This is a genomic window from Streptomyces sp. NPDC006365 (assembly GCF_042870755.1).
Classification (GTDB): Bacteria; Actinomycetota; Actinomycetes; order Streptomycetales; family Streptomycetaceae; genus Streptomyces; species Streptomyces xiangluensis.
In genome coordinates this window covers 29,225-47,540 of the sequence record NZ_JBIAHS010000005.1, presented here as the reverse complement: position 1 = coordinate 47,540, position 18,316 = coordinate 29,225, and the positions used below count along the sequence as shown (strand labels likewise).

Here is an 18,316-nt window from a genome sequence, read left to right as displayed (position 1 = left end):
CGCTGCCGAGAACCATCTGGCTCACCACCGGGTGTCGGTCCGGGCCATGTGCGCCCGGTTCTTTCAGGGTCAGCTTCCACAGGGCATAGTGCAAGCCATTGGCTGGCATGGACAGATACGTGACAGACACATGACGTGGGAGCTCCGATGAGGACTGCTCGACTGCGGACTGTGCATCCGGTCCTCTGGGCCGGGTGGGCGGCGCTCGCCGCCGGAGCGGTGCTGTGCGTCATCGGCTGGTACGGGATCTCGGGCGAGCGGTTCGCCGAGCGGCAGCTGCCCTATCTCGCATCCTGCACGGTGCCCGGCGCCGCGCTGATCATCGCGGGCGCCGTGCTGCTCACCCACGGCAGGAACGGCCTCGCGGCGTCGCGTGTGGAGGAGCTGTACGGGCTCCTGGTCGCCGCCGAACCCGCCGACGCAGACGAGTCCGGGCAAGCCGTGACGGCACCCGTCGCCGTCAGCGGCGAGCTGCTGATGGTGCCGGGCGGCACGCTGTGGCACCGGGCCGACTGCCCGCTGGTCGCCGGGAAGACGGACGCCCTGCCGGTCGACTCGCGGGTCCTCGCACGCGGGGAGCTCGATCCCTGCCCGATCTGCGAGCCGACCGCCTCGGACGCCCCCTCGGTCGACTGATGGCTCCCGGCTGATGGCGTCGCTGACATACGACCTCACGCTCGCCGGGCTCTCCGTCGGCAGTGCCGCCGCGCTCACCGGGATCGGGCTGATCGTCACCCACAGGGCGACCGGCGTGCTCAACTTCGCGCACGGTGCGATCGCGATGGTGTGCGCCTATGTGCTGCGCCAGCTCGCGGTCGAGTGGGACTGGCCGCTCCCGCTCGCCGCCGCCCTCACTCTGCTCGTGGTGGCGCCGGGCATCGGCCTGGCCCTGGAACGCTTCGTCTTCCGTCCGCTGTCCGTCCTCGGCAGCGATCCGGCGCAGACACTGGTCGCCTCGATCGGCGTGTTCGTGCTGCTGGTCGGCGGGGCGGCGCTGATCTGGGGTCCGGGCGCCCACTCGGACGCGCCGACGCTCGTATCGGCCGATCCCTGGGGGCAGTTGGCGGTGACGCTGGTCCTGGCCGTGGGCGTGGGGTCGATGACCCGCTGGACGCGGTTCGGAAGAGAGCTGCGCGCCGTCGTCGACGACCGTTCGCTCGCCGTTCTCGGCGGCATCGATGCGGACCGGGTGGCCGCCGTGGGCTGGGCCTTCGGCTCGTTCACGGCGGGACTGACGGGGGTGCTCCTGGCCCCTTACGTACGCCTCGATCCGTACGGCCTGCCGCTGCTGGTGATGGAGGTGGTGGCGGTCGCGGTGGCCGCCCGGATGCGCAATCTGCCCGTGGCCGTGGTGGTGGCGCTGGGCATCGGGGTCGCCCAGAGCCAGCTGACGCGGCTCCACCCGTCGGGCTGGCGCGAGCCGCTGGTACAGGCGCTGGGGGCGAACCTCTTCGTCGTCGCGCTGCTGATCGCGGCGCTGGTGCTGCCGGGGACAGGCGCCCGGGACGCGCTGCCGCGCACCGCGACCGCGCGGGTGGCGACACCGCCGGGCGCGTGGATCGTGGCCGTGGTCCTCTTCCTGATCCCGCTTGGATTCGCGGGCCGGGATCTGCATACGTCCGTGCAGGTTCCGGCGCTGGGGGTGGTGCTGCTTTCGCTGGTCGTGGTGACGGGTCGCGGCGGCCAGATCTCGCTCGGTCAGGCGGCGTACGCGGGTCTCGGCGCCCTCTTCACGGCACTGCTGGCGGCGGGCCGTTTCCCGGGCCTGCCGGAGCTTCCCGAACTGGCCGCGCTGGTGGTGGCCGTCCTGCTGGTGGCTCCGCTGGGTCTGCTGACCGGCTGGCCCGCCATCAGCCGGCACGGTCTGGCCCTCGCCCTCGCGACCTTCGCGGTGGGCGTCGGCGTCAGCCGCTTCGTCTTCGCCCAGCCGTACGCGACGGCGGGCCTGACGCTGGGCCGCCCGGCGGGCTTCGAGAACGACCGCACGTACTACGTACTCGAACTCGGCCTCCTGGCAGGCGCCTTGCTCGCCGCGCACGCACTGCGCCGGGGCCGCACCGGCCGCGCCCTGGCCGCGATGCGCGACCACGAGGCGGGCGCGTCGGCGGCGGGCGTCCGCGTGCCCGCACTGAAGCTGACGGCCTTCGTGGCGGGCGCGGCACTGGCCGCCCTGGGCGGCGGCATGCTCGGCATGGGCCTGCGCGCCTTCGACCCCGCCGCGTACGACCCCGTGCGCGGCCTCCTCTGGTTCGCGGCGATCGTCGTCCTCGGCGCCGACAGCGTCCTCGGCGCCCTGGCCGCGGCGGCGCTCCTGGTGGGCCTGGACGCGGGCACACGCGGCGGCGTGGCGGCGGCGCTGATCGGCCTCCTGGCTGTGCTGGTGGGTCGCTTCCCCGGCGGGCCCTACGAGGCGCTGCGCCTGGCGGGGAGCCGTCTCCGCCTGCGCCGCGAGGCGACGCTCACGCCGCTGGGAGCCGCCGTACGGAAAAGGCTGCGCCCGAAGCCGCCCGCGTCACGCCGGGCGGGGGTCGCGGCGGGGGCGACGGGGGTCTCGGCGGGAGCACCAGAATCGGCGGAGGCACCCGGTCCCGCCGGGGAAGGCGGTCCCGCCGGGGAAGGCGGTCCCGCCGGGGAAGGCGGTCCCGCCGGGGCGAGTGGCCCGGGTGGCACGCCCCGTCAGGGCACGGCCCAGGGCCCGAGCGGGACACCCGAGCCGGGCACAACGCCCGCCGGCCCGGACCACGCGGCACCCGACCGGAACGCCGCGTCCGAGTCGGCCGAGCCCCCCACGGGCCGCGGCCCTGCGCTGCCCCCGAAGCCTCGGGGTGCGCCGGCCGGGCGCCGCCTCCGTGCCCGCGGCCTGCGTGTCACCTACGGCGGCTTCACCGCCCTCGACGGTGTCGATCTCGAGCTCCGGCCGGGTGCGGTCACCGCCGTCGTCGGCCCCAACGGGGCCGGGAAGAGCACCCTGTTCCACTGTCTCGCCGGGACCGTGCGGCCGGACGGGGGGAGGGTCACGTTCGGGGAGTGGGATGTGACCCGGCTTCCGGCTCACGCCCGTACGCGTCTCGGCGTGGCGCGTACGTTTCAACAGCTCGCTGTCTTCCCGACGTTGACGGTGGCCGAGAACGTGCGGGTCGGCGCCGAGCAGGGGCGCGTCGTCGATCCGGACGCCGTGGAGCGCGTGTCGCGGCTGCTCGGACTCGACGGGGCGGTACTGGCCTTGCCCGCGGCGGGGCTGCCGACCGGCACCCTGCGGCGTGTCGAACTCGCCCGCGCCCTGGCGGGCAGCCCCCATGTCCTGCTCCTCGACGAGCCCACCGCGGGCCTCGACACCGGCGAAGTGGCCGCGCTGGCCCGCGTGTTGCGGGCCCTCGCCGCCGACGGCATGGCCCTGCTCGTCGTCGAGCACGACCTGGACCTCGTGGCCGACCTGGCCCACACCGTGCACGTCATGACGGCGGGTCGCATCGTGGTCTCCGGCCCCACCCGCCACGTACTCGACAGCCTCGAAGGACTCGACACGGCGGTCGAACCATGAACACCGGCATTGCTCTGCGCCACGCGCGCGTGCGGTACGGCCCGCTGGAGGCCCTGCACGGAGTGACCCTCCTCGCGCCCGCCCCCGGCCTCACCGTCCTGCTCGGCCGCAACGGCTCGGGCCGTACGACAGCACTGCGCGCCCTCGCCGGAACCGTCCCCCTGTCCCGCGGCGCCGTGGTGTGGGACGGCACCGACGTGACGCGGATGCCCGCATACGAACGGGCCCGCCGCGGAGTGTGCCTGGTGCCGGAGCGGCAGGCCGTCTTCGGTTCGCTCACCGTCCGCGAGAACCTCGAACTCGCGGCCACCGGCGGCCGCTTCGAGCCCGCCCTGGACGCCTACCCCGCACTGCGCCCCCTGCTCGCCAGGAACGCCGGCACTCTCTCGGGCGGCGAGCAGCGCATGCTCGCCCTCTCCCGCGCCCTCCTGGCACGCGCGCGCGTGGTACTCGTCGACGAACCCGCGCAGGGCATGTCACCGCCGGTCGCGGCCCGCACGTACGAACTGCTCGGTGGCCTCGACGCCTGCGTGATCGTGGCCGAACAGCGACTGCCGCCCGGCCTGATCGGCAGGGCGGCAGTCGTGTACGAACTTCGGCGTGGCGAGGTCGTGTTCAGCGGCGAGGCGGCGGAGGTGGCAGCGGCGGACCCATCAGCACCGGACCGTGAGTGACCGTTGCCTGGCCGGAGGCGGCGCCCTTGGGGAGGCTCAGCATCATGCCGGGAGTCAGCCGGTCGGGATCCTTCCCGACGACCTGCTTGTTGAGCGCGTAGAGCTCCTGCCAGCCACCCTTGATCTTGTAGCGGCGAGCAAGCGACGAGAGCGTCTCGCCGGACTTCACCACATGCGCCCGCCCCTTGAGTCCGTACCTCTTGGAGCAGACGGGCCACGCCTCCCATCCCTGAACGCTCAGCACCTCCTGGGCGACGACGATCTGCTCCTGCCGGGTGGCCAGATCCGCGCGCGGCGCGTACTTCAGCCCGCCGAACAGCTCCCAGGTGGACTGCAGGAACTGCAACCCTCCGTAGAAGCCGTTTCCGGTGTTCACACTCCAGCGCCCACTGCTCTCGCACTGGGCGAGACAGCCCCACGGCCACTGGTCCTTCTCACAGTCGTACGCCGCCCGTGCCGCGGTCGGCGGACCGGGCGCCGGAGGCGGTGGCGGTGGCGACGGGGCCGCATCGGCGGGGGCGAGCAGGGTCAGGGCTACGGCGACGACAGCCGCGTACCACGTGCGCTTGATCAGCATTGGGCCACGCTAAGCAGGCGGCCACGGAGGTCCGCCCAGCCGCGCCTGAGGCGGGCGGGGTCCCACCCGGTCGGAGGACCGGATGGGACCCAGAAGCTCCCTCGTGCCCGACGGCAGGGGCAGGGGGGTAAGGGCTCAGAGGTTGAGCCGCTGTCCGGGGACGATCATGTTGGGATCGGCGCCTATGGCGGACTTGTTGGCGGCGTAGATCCGCTCCCAGGTGGTCCCGTGTCGCGCGGCGACAGCACTCAGCGTGTCGCCGGCGCGGACGGTGTAGTCGCCGCGGGACGCGTCGCGGCCGGTGTGGCCCGTCGAGCGGGCCGGCGCCTTCGACGGCTTCGCTGGCTTGGACGGGGCGGCCTTGGTGCTGGGCGTGGACGCCGCGGGCGCGCTGCCGGACGCGCCGGCACGCGAGGAGCAGGCGGGCCAGGCGCCCCAGCCCTGCGCGCGCTGCACCTTGGTGGCCACAGCGATCTGCTGCGCCTTGGAAGCCTTGTCGGCGGTCGACGCGTAGGCCGTGCCGCCGTACGCGCGCCAGGTGGCCGCGGAGAACTGAAGTCCTCCGTAGTAGCCGTTACCTGTGTTGATGCGCCAGTTGCCGCCGCTCTCGCACTGGGCGATGCGATCCCACACTCCGCTGTCCGCCGCTGCGGCGTTGCCGTTCGCGGTGAGCAGCCCGAGGGGGGCGAGCAGTGCCGCCCCGGCGAAGACCGCGGTCGTACGTACCTTGCGAGTGTTGTCGGCACAATCGGACATGTAGTTCCCTCTCGAAGGACTCGGGGTCCCCCAAGGCGGGACGGAACTCGCCGCTCTTCGGCCGCGGTCGCTCCGCTCCGCCCCGTCCGCCGACGGTGGTGCTTCGAGCTGCTGCGGTGCGGCCGGCGGACGTACCCGAGCGGTGCTCGTTGCACACGGCCGAGGAATCTATGGAGTTGCGCGGCCCGATATCAACCAAATCCTTGTCATTCCAGGCCAGTTCGCCGTTACCGGCAGTATCGGCGAATTCCAGCCACCCACTTCATTCGCCGATATCCGGATTTGTCGACCTGGTATGCCGGTGATCTGTGACTCACCTCACTGGATCAACTTCCTTGGACATCCGAGAAGTTGGCGTGGAGTAGCAGATTCCGCAGCCGGATTCACGGTGCGCGCAGGATGGTTCGATTCCGTTCGCTCTCGGGCGTGACTCCGGCCACAGATCGCCCGTTGTCTTCTTCATGAACCGGGAACCCTCCCGCTTCATGAGCCGGGAGCCGCCCGGCGACGCCACGCACCGCATCCCGAGGAGCCACCCGTGCCGCGCATGCTCGACGTCAGCGACGACGTACGCGCCGAGATCGGCGACGAAGAAGCCGACCGGCTGCTCGCCGGAGAGAACGCCCCGGGCAGTTACGACTGCACGTCCTGCCGCACCCCGGGCGACTCGGAACAGGAGCGCACCAGCACCGTCCTGTTCATCGGCGAGGAGACCGCCGTCCTCGCCTTCGCCCACGCCACCTGTCTGCCCTCGCAGGTCGTCCAGGTCACGGAGGAGCAGCTGCAGGGCGCCGTCCGCTCGATCACCGGACAGGACTCGGTCGCCGGCCACGAGCGCCCCTCGGAGACCCTGCCCGAGCAGGCCGTCCTCGGTGTCACCAGCGGACTCGTCCTGCTCGGCGGCGAGTTGCACCCCGCGCTCGTGGTCGAGCCGACCGGGCCCATCGCGCGTCCCGGCACTATGGGAGGCGGGGGTGACGACTTCCTGCCCCTCCTCATCGAGCAGGGCTTCATGCCGCTGTCCCAGCTGACCGAGGTGCCGCCCGTGCTGCACGGCTGGTCCGTCCTGCTCGCCATGGGTCAGCTCCACGCGGTCCTGCAGCCCGGCGCGGGTGGCGGCTCGCCCGTCGCCTGGTGGCAGGCCCACCAGCCGCTCCAGGTCACCGACAGTTGGCGGCAGGCCGCCAACAAGCACCATCAGGTGCTGCTGTTCGCGGCCCCCGTCGGCTCGATCGGGCGCCAGCCCCGCGAGGACCTGCTCCGCGAGGCCCTCGACAAGGCGGCGGCCAACGGCAAGCTGGTGGCTTGCGCGATGCCGCTCGCAGGGACGTGAACGTGAGCGCTCCGCCGGGTTCCGGGTACTGAGGCCGGCGGGTTTGCTGCGGGTCCGTCGTGGCTGGGCGCTCCCCCAGTCTCGGCCTCCCTCACTCTCGGCTTCGCTCGAGCGGGGGACCCCCATGAGCGGGGGACCCCCACGCGGCGGAGCCGCATGGTGTCACAGCCCCGCGCCCCTGGAGGGGCGAAGCCCGCGTCAGCCCAGGTCGGGCGCATCCGTTGGGCTTCGGGGTCGTTGGCACGTACGTGCACACCTACGACACCCCTCGCCGCCTGCCGTACACGTCACCGATCCCGGCCATGCGGCCGGCGCAGGGCTCCTCCGGTCAGTCGGCCACGCCGATCTACGACGCGCTCTACGCGGAGTTCCGCCGGTCCTTCCGTGCCCTGCCGGGCGATCGCAGCGGCGAGGAGGATCTGGGCTTCACCGCCTTCGGGGCCGTGCAGAACACGAGCGGACGCCCGGCCTCGCGCGGCAGCAGCACCACCGGCGTCTGGCAGCCGGTCGCGCGGCAGCACACCTCGGGGCTGATCCCGGCACTACCGCCCTGGCCACGCAAGGAACGCTGACGCGGCCGTTCACACATACGGAACATCTCGTACGTACGGAAAGGGCCCCCTGCACCAGCAGGGGGCCCTTTCAGCGCGCTCAACTCGTCACAGGCACCCGTTACTTCTTCTTGCCGCGCTTCTCGCGCACCCGTACGGAGATATGGATCGGCGTCCCCTCGAAGCCGAACTGCTCGCGCAGTCGGCGCTCCACGAAGCGCCGGTAGCCGTGCTCGATGAAGCCGGACGCGAAGAGCACGAACCGCGGCGGCTTCGTGCCCGCCTGCGTACCGAAGAGGATCCGCGGCTGCTTGCCACCCCGGATGGGGTGCGGATGCGAGGCGACCAGCTCACCGAGGAAGGCGTTCAGCCGGCCCGTCGGGACCCGGGTCTCCCAGCCCGCCAGCGCCGTCTCGATGGCCGGGACCAGCTTCTCCATGTGGCGGCCCGTGAGCGCCGAGACGTTCACGCGCGGCGCCCACGCCACCTGGCCGAGCTCGGTCTCGATCTCCCGCTCCAGGTAGTAGCGGCGCTCCTCGTCGAGGGTGTCCCACTTGTTGAAGGCGACGACGATCGCGCGGCCCGCCTCCACGGCCATCGTCACGATGCGCTGGTCCTGGACGGAGATGGACTCGGAGGCGTCGATGAGGATGACCGCGAGCTCCGCCTTCTCCACGGCGGCGGCCGTGCGCAGCGAGGCGTAGTAGTCGGCGCCCTGCTGGAGGTGGACGCGCTTGCGGATGCCCGCCGTGTCCACGAACTTCCAGGTGATTCCGCCGAGTTCGATGAGTTCGTCGACCGGGTCACGGGTGGTGCCCGCGACCTCGTTGACGACCACGCGCTCCTCGTTCGCGACCTTGTTGAGCAAGGACGACTTGCCGACATTCGGGCGGCCGATGAGGGCGATACGGCGAGGTCCGCCGACGCCGCCGCCGAAGGTCTGCGCAGGAGCGTCCGGCAGCGCCTCCAGCACGGCGTCCAGCATGTCGCCGGTGCCGCGGCCGTGCAGGGCGGAGACGGGGTGCGGCTCGCCGAGGCCGAGGGACCACAGGTACGCAGCGTCGGCTTCGCCGCTCTGGCCGTCGACCTTGTTGGCGCACAGCACGACGGGCTTGCCCGCCTTGCGCAGCAGCCGGACGACCGCCTCGTCGGTGTCGGTCGCGCCGACCTTGGCGTCCACGACGAAGACGACCGCGTCGGCCGCCTCGATCGCGTACTCGGCCTGCGCGGCCACGGACGCGTCGATGCCGAGGACGTCCTGCTCCCAGCCGCCGGTGTCGACGACCTTGAAGCGGCGGCCCGCCCACTCGGCCTCGTAGGTGACGCGGTCGCGGGTGACACCGGGCTTGTCCTCGACGACCGCCTCGCGGCGGCCGATGATGCGGTTCACCAGGGTCGACTTGCCGACATTCGGGCGGCCGACGACGGCGAGGACCGGGAGCGGGCCGTGACCGGCCGCCTCGATCGCGCCCTCGACGTCCTCGACGTCGAAGCCCTCTTCCGCGGCGAGCTCCATGAACTCCGCGTACTCGGCATCGCCAAGTGCCCCGTGCTCGTGCTCCGAGCCGTCGGGCTGGATGTGGTCGTTCATGAAGTCCGTACCTCGTCGTTCATCGTGGTGATCGGTGGAACCCCTGATTCCGGGTGATCCACTACTCAAGTGTCGCCTGGTGCGTGGTGAGACGCCGGGCGTTTTCCAGGCGTCCGGTGAGGCGCCTGGCATCTTCCAGGTGGGCAGCGAGCTGCTTCTGGATGCGCCCGGTCGCCTCGTCGAGCGCCTTGCGCGTACGCCGTCCGCTGCCGTCGCCCGCTTCGAAGGGGTCCCCGAAGACGACGTCGACCCGGCTGCGCAGTGGAGGCAGCCCTTTTATCAACCGTCCGCGCCGCTCCGTACTTCCCAGGACGGCGACCGGAACGACCGGCGCTCCGCTGCGCACAGCGAAGTAGGAGAGCCCCGCGCGCAGCGAGGCGAAGTCGCCCTCGCCGCGGGTGCCCTCGGGGAAGATGCCGAGGACGCCGCCGTTCTCCAGTACGCCGAGGGCCTGGGTGATGGCCGTGCGGTCGGCGATCGAGCGGTCCACCTTCAGCTGGCCGACGGCGTGCATGAAGGGGCCGAGCGGGCCGACGAACGCCTCCTTCTTGACCAGGAAGTGCGACGGCCGGGGCGCCACGCCGATGACCATCGGACCGTCGATGTTGTGGGAATGGTTGACGGCGAGGATCACCGGGCCGGTCGCGGGGACCCTCCAGGCGCCGAGCACGCGCGGCTTCCACAGCCCGTACATCAGCCCGACGCCGATGCGCCGCCCGATCTCGGCGCCCTTCTCGGACGGAGGGGTCACGTCGCTGCCCGCTTCTCCTCGACGAGGGTGACGACACACTCGATGACCTGCTGGAGCGTGAGGTCGGAGGTGTCCACCTCGACCGCGTCGTCCGCCTTGGCGAGCGGCGAGGTCTTACGGCTGGAGTCGGCCGCGTCCCGCTTCAGCAGGGCCTCGCGGGTCGTGTGGAGGTCGGCGCCCTTCAGCTCACCGCTGCGACGGGCGGCGCGGGCCTCCGGGGACGCGGTGAGGAAGATCTTCAGGTCGGCGTCGGGCAGCACGGTGGTCCCGATGTCCCGGCCCTCGACGACTATGCCCCGCTCGGCTGCCGCGGCGACCGAACGCTGCAGCTCGGTGATCCGGGCGCGCACTTCGGGCACGGCACTGACCGCGCTCACCTTGGAGGTGACCTCCTGGGTGCGGATCGGGCCCGAGACGTCGGTGCCGTCCACCGTGATGGTCGGCGCCGAGGGGTCCGTGCCGGACACGATCTCGGGCTTCGCGGCCACGGCCGCGATCGCGGTGGGATCGCTGATGTCGATGCCGTTGTTCACCATCCACCACGTGATCGCCCGGTACTGGGCGCCGGTGTCGAGGTAGCTCAGACCGAGCTGGGCGGCGACGGCCTTCGAGGTGCTCGACTTGCCCGTGCCGGAGGGGCCGTCAATGGCGACGATCACTGCCTGTGCGGTCCGGGCGGCGCTGGTTTCCACGGGTGCGGGCACCTTCCTGATACGGGGTGGTGGACTGGTACGGGCACGATCGCGCCCCGCACAAGGTTACTGTCTCCCCGACCCCGGTATTACTGGCCTCCGGCCCATCCCCACCGCCGCCCCCTCACCGGCCCCTACTGCCGGATCGCCCAGCCCCGCTCCCGCAACGCCGCCGTCAACACCGGCGCCACCACCGGCTTCACCATCAACTCCACCAAGCCCGCCTGCTGCCCGGTCGCATGCTCGATGCGTACGTCCTCGATGTTGACGCCCGCGGCACCCGCGTCCGCGAAGATGCGGGCCAGTTGGCCCGGCTGGTCGTTGATGAGGACGACGACGCTCTCGTACACCGTGGGGGCGGCCCCGTGTTTGCCGGGGACTCGGATCTGGCCGGCGTTGCCGCGGCGCAGGACGTCCTCGATGCCGGTGGCGCCCTCACGGCGCTTGGCCTCGTCGGAGGACTGGAGGGCGCGCAGGGCCTGCACCGTTTCGTCCAGGTCGGCGGAGACGTCCGCGAGGAGATCGGCTACCGGCCCGGGGTTCGCGGACAGGATGTCGATCCACATCCGGGGGTCGGAGGCCGCGATACGCGTGACGTCGCGGATGCCCTGCCCACAGAGGCGTACGGCCGCCTCCTCGGCGTTCTCCAGGCGCGCGGCGACCATGCTGGACACCAGGTGGGGCATGTGGGAGACCAGGGCGACCGCACGGTCGTGGGCGTCGGCGTCCATCACAACCGGCACGGCCCGGCAGTGCGACACCAACTCCAGCGCCAGGTTGAGCACTTCGGTGTCGGTGTCCCGGGTCGGCGTCAGCACCCAGGGGCGGCCCTCGAAGAGGTCCCCGGTCGCGGCCAGGGGGCCCGACTTCTCACGGCCCGCCATGGGGTGCGAACCGATGTACGCGGAAAGGTCGAGACCCAGCGACTCCAGCTCACGACGCGGCCCTCCCTTGACGCTGGCCACGTCCAGGTAGCCGCGCGCGACCCCGCGCCGCATCGCGTCCGCGAGCGTCGCGGCCACGTGTGCGGGCGGCGCCGCGACGATCGCGAGGTCGACGGGGCCCGCGGGCTCCTCGTCCGTGCCCGCGCCGAGCGCGGCGGCCGTACGTGCCTGCTCCGGGTCGTGGTCGGCGAGGTGCACGACGACGCCACGCCCCACCAGGGCCAGCGCCGCCGACGTGCCGATGAGCCCCGTACCGATGACGAGTGCGGTCCTCACTGGGCGATGTCCTTGCGGAGCGTTGCCGCGGCGCCCAGGTAGACATGCGCGATGTCGGAGCGCGGCAGATCGGATTCGATGTGCGCGAGGACGCGTATGACCCGCGGCATGGCGCCCTCGATGTCCAGCTCCTGCGCGCAGATCAGCGGTACATCGACGATGCCGAGCTTGCGCGCGGCGGCTGCCGGAAAGTCGCTGTGCAGGTCGGGCGTCGCCGTGAACCAGATACTGATGAGGTCCTCGGTGGTCAGAGAGTTCCGCTCCAGGATGGCGGAGAGCAGCTCACTGACCTGCTCGTCCATGTGCCCGGCTTCGTCCCGCTCCAGTTGGACGGCGCCGCGGACCGCTCGTACCGCCACGGTGTCGCTCCTCGCTGATGTACGTATCGGCTCTGTGCACATCCAGCGTAGTCAGCCCGCAGTACGCGAGTACGCGGCGCCCGCCTGCCGAGACGAGGACATTGGGGTCTTTCCGGAGTCCGGTTCGCTGCCGCGCACGTAAGGGGCGCGGGGCTGTGACATGTGCGGCTCCGCCGCGTGGCGCGACCAGCCACAGACGGCCCGCAGCATTCGAACTGCATTTCCAGCGGAGCGTCATGTCACGGAACCGTACGGTCCCGCCAATTGGGGTGAAACGGCATCGGTCCGCCTCTGGACGCCGCCCCCGCGCTTCCGCTTGCATGGGGATGCTGTCCGCGACGCCTCGGGGGAGGCACAAATGAAGCGCTCCGGACCACTTTTCACGCTTCTCGGGGGACTCCTGCTGGGCCTGTTGATGCTGTCGCTCAACGCGACGACAGGGGCGAGCACCACCTCATCGGCTGGGGGCGAGAAGCCCGCCACGAAGGTGTCGCCCAGCCCGGCGCCGGACCCGACGAAGACGACCGCGCCACCGAGCCCGCCACCGAGCCCGTCGCCGAGCGCACCGGCCAACGCCGACTACGCGGGCCGTACGGACGACGACTCCTCCGCGGTCGCGGTATCACTGCGCGACGGCAGGGCGATCGCGTACTTCTGCGACGGCCGGGACCAGGAGTCCTGGCTGAAGGGCGACGTCAAGGCCGACGGCACCATGCGCCTCACCAGCCCGCAGGGCGGTGTGCTGAACGGCGAGCTGAAGGGCAGCCGGATCAGCGGCACGGTGGACATGGGTCAGCAGGAGTACGGGTTCACCGCCGACAAGGCGCTCAAGCCCTCGGGGCTGTACCGGGCCACCGAGTCCGTACGCGGCGCCGAGATCGACGGCGGCTGGATCGTGCTGCCGGACGGTCAGCAGGTCGGCATCGTCAAGCGCGACGGCACCCCCTCGGCCGCGCCCCGTATCGCCCCCGAGACCGGCGCCGTGACGGTCGACGGACAGCAGCTCACCGCACGCCCCGTGCAGCCGTAGTCCCCCGTTCAGCCCTGGCCTCAACCCTGACCGCAGGGAGCCGACCATGACCGTCGACCCGAACGCCGCCACCCAGGACTTCCCCTCACCCGAACCGGCCCGCGGTCGCCGCCCGCAGGCCGTCGGCTACCTCGTCCCGGCCCTGGTCGCCGGGGCGGTCGCCCTCGCCCTCGGTGCGTACGGCAAGGTGCACGACCCGGCGGGCACGGCCTTCAATCTGGCCGGGTTCAACAGCACGGGCGCCGTCAAGTCCTGGCTGGGCACGGCGGCGATGGGCTTCGCGGTCGTCCAGCTCGTGTCGGCGCTCATGGTGTACGGGAAGCTGCCGGGACCGAGCTGGGCAGGGGTGCTGCACCGCTGGTCGGGGCGGGTCGCGTTCCTGGTCGCGGTGCCGGTCGCTGTGCACTGTTTGTACGCATTGGGCTACCAAACATATGAACCGCGCGTATTGTGGCATTCGGTCCTGGGCTGCTTCTTCTTCGGTGCCTTCAGCGCCAAGATGCTGCTCCTTCGCTCGGAGCGACTGCCCGGTTGGCTGCTGCCCATCGTCGGCGGGCTCGTCTTCGCCACGCTCACGGTGGTCTGGCTGACCTCCGCCCTCTGGTTCTTCCGCACATTCGGAGTGACGACATGACGATCAGCTCGACGCGTCGCACGGTGCTCGCGGCGGGCGCGGCCGGCGCGGCTGCCCTGCTCGTGGGGTGCAGCGAGTACGGGAACGAGAACGGCGGGGGCGAGGCGGAGTCGCCGGCTCAGGAGGAGCCGACGTCCGGCGAGTCCCCCGGCGAGGCCCCGGCCGGCGAGGAACTGGCCAAGACCACTGACATCCCGGTCGGCGGCGGCAAGATCTTCAAGGACGAGCAGGTCGTCGTCACCCAGCCCGAGCAGGGCGAGTTCAAGGCCTTCTCGGCCATCTGCACCCATCAGCGCTGCACGGTCGCCAATGTCTCGGACGGCACCATCAACTGCACCTGTCACGGCAGCAAGTTCCGCGTCGCCGACGCCTCGGTGGCGGATGGCCCCGCGACGAGGCCGCTCCCCGAGGAGAAGATCGCGGTCACGGGAAATTCGATTCGCCTGGCATGAACGGGCCCTTAGGCTCGTCCGCATGAGCCCCGAGGATCTGGTCCGTGATCACACGATCTTCTCCTGCGTCATGGGCTCCCGTGCCTTCGGCCTGGCCACGGACACCAGTGATACGGACGTCCGGGGCGTGTTCCTGGCCCCCACCCCGCTCTTCTGGCGCTTCGAGAAGCCGCCGACGCACGCCGACGGCCCCGCGGACGAACAGTTCAGCTGGGAACTGGAGCGCTTCTGCGCACTGGCCCTGCGCGCCAACCCGAACATCCTGGAGTGCCTGCACTCCCCACTCGTCACCTACGCGGACGGCACAGGCCGCGAGCTCCTCGCCCTGCGCGAAGCATTCCTCTCGCGCCAGGCCCACAACACCTTCGCGCGCTACGCCCTGGGCCAGCGCAAAAAGCTGGAAGTGGACGTCCGCACCCACGGGGCACCCCGCTGGAAGCACGCCATGCACCTGCTGCGCCTCCTGACGAGCTGCCGCGACCTGCTCCGCACGGGCACCCTCACTCTCGACGTCGGCGACCAGCGGGAACCCCTGCTCGCGGTGAAACGCGGCGAGGTCCCCTGGGCGGCCATCGAGTCCCGCATGGCCCGCCTCGCCACGGAAGCGGACGAGGCAGCCGCCCGCACCCCGCTCCCGCCCGAGCCGGACCGCGCCAGGATCGAGGACTTCCTGATCCGCACCCGCCGCACCTCAGCCCTCCAGCCGGACCCGGACGACCGGCTCGCGCAGAGCAGCATTTGAGGTTCGTGGCTTGGTGCGGGTTTGTGTGGCCAGGCCGTGCACCGCACCCGCACCCGCACCCACCGGGCCAACCGCCGGAGGCACCGGGCGCTCAAGAATCCCAGAGCGCTCCCAGGGCCATGAGATCACCCCGGTACTCGATCCTGTCGGCCCACTCCGTTGGCCAGGCACCGGCCCCGGTGTACGCCCCGGCGAACGCACCCGCGAGGCAGGCGATCGAGTCGGAGTCGCCCGAGGTACAGGCCGCTCGGCGCAGCGCCGTGAGCGGCTCGTCGAGGAACAGCAGGAAGCAGAGCAAGCCGGTGGCGAGGGCTTCTTCCGCGATCCAGCCCTCGCCGGTGGCCAGACACGGGTCCGTCTCGGGCGAGGGCGAGCGCACGGCTTTCTGCAACCGGTCCAGGATCTCCACGCACTCGTCCCAGCCCCGCGCGATGAAGTGCGTGGGCGTCGGATCCTGGCTGCGCGTCCACAGGTCACCGAGCCAGTGGTCGTGGTAGCGGTCGCGGTTCTCGTACGCGTACGAGCGCAGCAGTCCGACGAGGCCGGTCGGTTCGGTGCCCTGGGCGAGGAGGCGTACGGCATGCGCGGTGAGATCGGACGCGGCCAGCGCCGTGGGGTGGCCGTGTGTGAGCGCGGCCTGCAACTGGGCGGCCCCGGCGCGCTGTTCGTCGCTCAGGCCGGGGATCAGCCCGATGGGCGCGACGCGCATGTTGGCGCCGCAGCCCTTGGAGTGGATCTGGCTGGCGTCCTGCCAGGGCCGGTCCGCGCGCTCCAGCAGACCGCAGGCCCTGAGGCAGGTGTTGCCCGGGGCGCGGTTGTTCTCCGGAGAGCGGTTCCAGGCGATGAACTCCTGGCGTACGGCCTCGGCCATCGCCTCGGGTTCGAGCACCCCGCGGTCCATCACCGCCCGCAACCCTCGCCCCAACGCCAGCGTCATCTGTGTGTCGTCGGTGACGATCGCCGGCGTCGGCAACTCCATCTCACGCCACGGCCCGAACTTGGCGAGAATCGACGGCACGTCATTGAACTCGGTAGGGAAGCCGAGCGCGTCCCCGAGCGCGAGACCGTTGAGCGCTCCGGTGGCGGCTTGCTTCCTCACAGTGGTGGTCATACGGGGCGTCCTTCCCGGGACGGTCGGAGCAGAGGTGGGTGGAGGGTGGCGGCCGTACCCGCCCGGTACAGCGCCGCCGGCTTGCCCCGCCCGCCGGTCAGGCGCGCCGCGCCGGGGATCGGTTCGACGAAGCCGGGCGTGGCGAGGACCTTGCGCCGGAAGTTGGGCCGGTCCAGGACCGTCCCCCACACCGTCTCGTAGACCTGCTGAAGCTCCCCGAGCGTGAACTCGGGCGGGCAGAAGGCCGTGGCGAGACAGGTGTACTCGAGCTTGGCGCCGACCCGTTCATGGGCGTCGACGAGGATCCGGTCGTGGTCGAAGGCGAGCGGTCCGAGCCCGTCGTACGGCAGCCACTGGGCGTGGGCCGCGTCCGAGCCGCCGTGCGGCTCGAGCGAAGCGAGGTGGGAGTCCCCCCGGACGGAGTCTGAGGGAGCGTCGGGCAGCAGCGCCGTGTACGCCACGGAGACGACCCGCATCCGGGGATCGCGGTCCGGTTCGCTGTAGGTCCGCAGCTGCTCCAGATGCAGTCCGGGGACGTCCGACAGGCCGGTCTCCTCGGCGAGTTCGCGCCGGGCGGCCGTCTCCGCGGACTCGTCGGGCAGGACGAAACCGCCGGGCAGTGCCCAGCGGTCCGCGTACGGCTCCTGACCGCGCTGGATCAGCAGCACCTGGAGTACGGCCGCCCGGATCGTGAACACCGCGAGGTCCACGGTGACGGCGAAGGGCTCGAAGGCGTGCTTGTCGTAGCCCTCGGGTGCGGTGCCCGCTGCTGATGTCACGCCCGACCACCTCTTTAATAGTCACTTAGACTATAAAAAGGTGGGCGGGCTGTGGCAACCCCTCAACTCCTGTGGCTGGCCTCAACTCCCGTGCTTGGACGGCGAGAGCGACGCCACCACCGCCCCGGCGGCCGAGACTGCCGCCGAGACCCACAGCGCGGGGGCGCATCCGTCGATGAAGCTCTCCGCGGAGTCATAGCCCCCGTACCGGACGAACACGGCCGCGGCGACGGCGACGCCGAAGACCCCGCCCAGCTCGCGCAGCGCGTTGTTGACGCCCGACGCGACGCCCACCTCTGCGGGCGGCACCGACGAGCTCACGGCGTTCGCGACGGTGGGAAAGACCATGGAGATGCCGACTCCGGCGATGATCAGCGGCATGACCAGGCGGTCGTAGCCGACCCCGGGCTCCACCTGCCAGGCCATCAGCCCGAGCCCCACCGCCTGGAGGACAAGGCCCGTCAGCATGAAGGGCCGGTTCCCGAACCGGTCCGCGAGCGCGCCCGCGACCGGCGCGACGAGCAGCGGCGTACCCGTCCACACCAGAATCCGCAGGCCCGCCTCCAACGGGGAGTTGCCCAGGCCGACCTGGAAGAGCTGCGAGATCATGAACAGCGCGCCGAGCAGCGACATGAACATCAGGAAGACCGCAGCGTTGGCGGTGGAGAAGCCGCGCCGCCGGAAGTGCGCGAGCGGCAGCATCGGGTACCGCGCCCCCGACCGCTCCCAGCCAAGGAAGGCCGCCACGAACACGACCCCGACGGCCAGGGCGACCAGCACCTCGGCGCTGCCCCACCCCGTCTCCGGCGCCCGCACCGGCGCCCAGGCGAGTCCGGTCAGGCCCACGACCGCCAACGCCAGCCCCACGATGTCCAGTTGAGGCCGCGGACCGTGGCTCTCGCGCAGCTTCCGCGCGGCGAGTGGAAGCATCACAAGCCCCAGAGGCACGTTCAGCCAGAAGATCCACTGCCAGGACAGACCATCTGTGACGGCCCCGCCCAGTACCGGCCCCGCGGCCACCCCCAGTCCGCTCACCCCACCCCACAGACCGATCGCCACGCCCCGCTTCTCGGCCGGGAACGCCTCGCTGATCAGGGTCAGTGTGAGAGGCAGGAGTACGGCCGCTCCCGCTCCCTGAACGGCACGTGCCGCGATGAGTTCACCGGCGCCACCGGCGAGTGCGGCCCACGCGGAGGCCAGTGTGAAGACGGCGAGCCCGACGACGTACATCCGCCGCCGCCCGAACCGGTCGCCGAGCGCGGCGCCCGTCAGGGTCAGACAGGCGAAGACGAGGTTGTACGCATTGATCGTCCACTCCAGCTGGGACAGGCTGGCCCCGAAGTCGGCCTGCAGCGCGGGCAGCGCGGTGGCGACGACCACCACGTCCAGCGCGCACAGGAGCGCCCCCAGCCCGGCAAGGACCACCGTCCAGACGCGCCGTGGGGGTGCGGTGGACGGCGGTGCCTTGCGGGCGGGGGCGAGCAACGTTTCTGAGATGTCGATGTCAGCCATGAGGGATAAGC

General features: G+C 71.5%; 19 protein-coding genes. 9 read left to right on the top strand and 10 right to left on the bottom strand.

Annotation, left to right across the window (positions count from 1 at the left end):
- Positions 1-147 precede the first annotated feature (147 nt).
- From ACFYO0_RS16230 to ACFYO0_RS16220, 3 genes are read left to right on the top strand one after another with little or no spacing between them, the layout of a single operon-like run.
- On the top strand, positions 148-636 hold the full coding sequence (locus ACFYO0_RS16230) for a hypothetical protein (protein WP_388675600.1): 489 nt from the start codon (positions 148-150) through the stop codon (positions 634-636).
- A 13-nt stretch (positions 637-649) separates the two neighbouring features.
- Positions 650-3,541, top strand: coding sequence for an ATP-binding cassette domain-containing protein (locus tag ACFYO0_RS16225; RefSeq protein ID WP_388675597.1), 2,892 nt, complete (start codon positions 650-652; stop codon positions 3,539-3,541).
- Positions 3,538-4,215 carry an ATP-binding cassette domain-containing protein gene (locus ACFYO0_RS16220; protein ID WP_388675595.1) on the top strand — a complete coding sequence of 226 codons (678 nt, stop codon included), beginning with the start codon at positions 3,538-3,540 and terminating at the stop codon, positions 4,213-4,215. The genes ACFYO0_RS16225 and ACFYO0_RS16220 overlap by 4 nt, the downstream gene beginning before the upstream one ends.
- Here the strand turns inward: ACFYO0_RS16220 and ACFYO0_RS16215 are convergent.
- Both ACFYO0_RS16215 and ACFYO0_RS16210 read right to left on the bottom strand, forming a co-directional pair.
- On the bottom strand, positions 4,157-4,792 hold the full coding sequence (locus tag ACFYO0_RS16215) for a transglycosylase family protein (protein WP_388675592.1): 636 nt from the start codon (positions 4,790-4,792) through the stop codon (positions 4,157-4,159). The genes ACFYO0_RS16220 and ACFYO0_RS16215 overlap by 59 nt on opposite strands.
- A gap of 135 nt (positions 4,793-4,927) precedes the next feature.
- The gene (locus ACFYO0_RS16210) at positions 4,928-5,548 is read right to left on the bottom strand and encodes a transglycosylase family protein (RefSeq protein WP_388675590.1); all 621 of its coding nucleotides are present in this window, start codon (positions 5,546-5,548) and stop codon (positions 4,928-4,930) included.
- 538 nt (positions 5,549-6,086) lie between these two features.
- Here ACFYO0_RS16210 and ACFYO0_RS16205 point away from each other — a divergent pair.
- A complete protein-coding gene (locus ACFYO0_RS16205) occupies positions 6,087-6,881 on the top strand; it encodes a hypothetical protein (RefSeq protein WP_388675587.1) in 795 nt (264 codons plus the stop codon).
- A gap of 248 nt (positions 6,882-7,129) precedes the next feature.
- Positions 7,130-7,453 carry a hypothetical protein gene (locus ACFYO0_RS16200; RefSeq protein ID WP_388675583.1) on the top strand — a complete coding sequence of 108 codons (324 nt, stop codon included), beginning with the start codon at positions 7,130-7,132 and terminating at the stop codon, positions 7,451-7,453.
- Positions 7,454-7,553: 100 nt separating this feature from the next.
- Here the strand turns inward: ACFYO0_RS16200 and der are convergent, their stop codons facing one another.
- The 5 genes from der to aroH form a co-directional block, all read right to left on the bottom strand.
- Positions 7,554-9,023 carry a ribosome biogenesis GTPase Der gene (der, locus tag ACFYO0_RS16195; RefSeq protein ID WP_388675581.1) on the bottom strand — a complete coding sequence of 490 codons (1,470 nt, stop codon included), beginning with the start codon at positions 9,021-9,023 and terminating at the stop codon, positions 7,554-7,556.
- 61 nt (positions 9,024-9,084) lie between these two features.
- Complete coding sequence (locus ACFYO0_RS16190) at positions 9,085-9,717, bottom strand: lysophospholipid acyltransferase family protein (RefSeq protein WP_388676559.1); 633 nt, start codon at positions 9,715-9,717, stop codon at positions 9,085-9,087.
- Positions 9,718-9,770: 53 nt separating this feature from the next.
- Positions 9,771-10,466 (bottom strand): (d)CMP kinase, encoded by a 696-nt coding sequence (gene cmk / locus ACFYO0_RS16185; protein WP_388675578.1) that lies wholly within the window; start codon positions 10,464-10,466, stop codon positions 9,771-9,773.
- 134 nt (positions 10,467-10,600) lie between these two features.
- Positions 10,601-11,686: a prephenate dehydrogenase gene (locus ACFYO0_RS16180; RefSeq protein ID WP_388675575.1), complete on the bottom strand. Its 1,086-nt coding sequence runs from the start codon at positions 11,684-11,686 to the stop codon at positions 10,601-10,603.
- The gene (aroH, locus tag ACFYO0_RS16175) at positions 11,683-12,045 is read right to left on the bottom strand and encodes a chorismate mutase (RefSeq protein ID WP_388675572.1); all 363 of its coding nucleotides are present in this window, start codon (positions 12,043-12,045) and stop codon (positions 11,683-11,685) included. The genes ACFYO0_RS16180 and aroH overlap by 4 nt, the downstream gene beginning before the upstream one ends.
- Positions 12,046-12,403: 358 nt before the next feature.
- Here aroH and ACFYO0_RS16170 point away from each other — a divergent pair, with 358 nt between their 5' ends.
- Genes ACFYO0_RS16170 through ACFYO0_RS16155 form a run of 4 tightly spaced genes read left to right on the top strand, consistent with a single transcriptional unit; the run spans position 12,404 to position 14,903 of the window.
- Positions 12,404-13,075, top strand: a complete 672-nt coding sequence (locus ACFYO0_RS16170; protein WP_388675570.1) for a hypothetical protein — start codon at positions 12,404-12,406, stop codon at positions 13,073-13,075.
- A 46-nt stretch (positions 13,076-13,121) separates the two neighbouring features.
- Entirely contained in the window at positions 13,122-13,709 is a 588-nt protein-coding gene (locus ACFYO0_RS16165) for a DUF6529 family protein (protein WP_388675567.1), read from the top strand.
- Complete coding sequence (locus ACFYO0_RS16160; protein WP_388675564.1) at positions 13,706-14,161, top strand: Rieske (2Fe-2S) protein; 456 nt, start codon at positions 13,706-13,708, stop codon at positions 14,159-14,161. The genes ACFYO0_RS16165 and ACFYO0_RS16160 overlap by 4 nt, the downstream gene beginning before the upstream one ends.
- Before the next feature lie 22 nt (positions 14,162-14,183).
- Positions 14,184-14,903 (top strand): DNA polymerase beta superfamily protein, encoded by a 720-nt coding sequence (locus ACFYO0_RS16155; protein WP_388675561.1) that lies wholly within the window; start codon positions 14,184-14,186, stop codon positions 14,901-14,903.
- A 91-nt stretch (positions 14,904-14,994) separates the two neighbouring features.
- On the opposite strand, the gene ACFYO0_RS16150 is transcribed toward ACFYO0_RS16155, so the two are convergent.
- The 3 genes from ACFYO0_RS16150 to ACFYO0_RS16140 all read right to left on the bottom strand — a co-directional run bounded on the left by ACFYO0_RS16150 (position 14,995) and on the right by ACFYO0_RS16140 (position 18,305).
- Positions 14,995-16,014: an ADP-ribosylglycohydrolase family protein gene (locus ACFYO0_RS16150; RefSeq protein WP_388675559.1), complete on the bottom strand. Its 1,020-nt coding sequence runs from the start codon at positions 16,012-16,014 to the stop codon at positions 14,995-14,997.
- Positions 16,011-16,793, bottom strand: coding sequence for an NUDIX domain-containing protein (locus ACFYO0_RS16145; protein ID WP_388675556.1), 783 nt, complete (start codon positions 16,791-16,793; stop codon positions 16,011-16,013). Before ACFYO0_RS16145 ends, ACFYO0_RS16150 begins: the two co-directional genes overlap by 4 nt.
- Positions 16,794-16,874: 81 nt before the next feature.
- Positions 16,875-18,305: a DHA2 family efflux MFS transporter permease subunit gene (locus ACFYO0_RS16140; RefSeq protein WP_388675553.1), complete on the bottom strand. Its 1,431-nt coding sequence runs from the start codon at positions 18,303-18,305 to the stop codon at positions 16,875-16,877.
- Positions 18,306-18,316: the final 11 nt, after the last annotated feature.

Excerpts from the sequence above, each read along its gene's own strand:
- ACFYO0_RS16230 (WP_388675600.1), top strand. The coding sequence starts at position 148 with ATGAGGACTGCTCGACTGCGGACTGTGCATCCGGTCCTCTGGGCCGGG.
- ACFYO0_RS16225 (WP_388675597.1), top strand. The coding sequence starts at position 650 with ATGGCGTCGCTGACATACGACCTCACGCTCGCCGGGCTCTCCGTCGGC.
- ACFYO0_RS16220 (WP_388675595.1), top strand. The coding sequence starts at position 3,538 with ATGAACACCGGCATTGCTCTGCGCCACGCGCGCGTGCGGTACGGCCCG.
- ACFYO0_RS16215 (WP_388675592.1), bottom strand. The coding sequence starts at position 4,792 with ATGCTGATCAAGCGCACGTGGTACGCGGCTGTCGTCGCCGTAGCCCTG.
- ACFYO0_RS16210 (WP_388675590.1), bottom strand. The coding sequence starts at position 5,548 with ATGTCCGATTGTGCCGACAACACTCGCAAGGTACGTACGACCGCGGTC.
- der (WP_388675581.1), bottom strand. The coding sequence starts at position 9,023 with ATGAACGACCACATCCAGCCCGACGGCTCGGAGCACGAGCACGGGGCA.
- ACFYO0_RS16190 (WP_388676559.1), bottom strand. The coding sequence starts at position 9,717 with ATGTACGGGCTGTGGAAGCCGCGCGTGCTCGGCGCCTGGAGGGTCCCC.
- ACFYO0_RS16170 (WP_388675570.1), top strand. The coding sequence starts at position 12,404 with ATGAAGCGCTCCGGACCACTTTTCACGCTTCTCGGGGGACTCCTGCTG.
- ACFYO0_RS16165 (WP_388675567.1), top strand. The coding sequence starts at position 13,122 with ATGACCGTCGACCCGAACGCCGCCACCCAGGACTTCCCCTCACCCGAA.
- ACFYO0_RS16160 (WP_388675564.1), top strand. The coding sequence starts at position 13,706 with ATGACGATCAGCTCGACGCGTCGCACGGTGCTCGCGGCGGGCGCGGCC.
- ACFYO0_RS16155 (WP_388675561.1), top strand. The coding sequence starts at position 14,184 with ATGAGCCCCGAGGATCTGGTCCGTGATCACACGATCTTCTCCTGCGTC.
- ACFYO0_RS16150 (WP_388675559.1), bottom strand. The coding sequence starts at position 16,014 with ATGACCACCACTGTGAGGAAGCAAGCCGCCACCGGAGCGCTCAACGGT.
- ACFYO0_RS16140 (WP_388675553.1), bottom strand. The coding sequence starts at position 18,305 with ATGGCTGACATCGACATCTCAGAAACGTTGCTCGCCCCCGCCCGCAAG.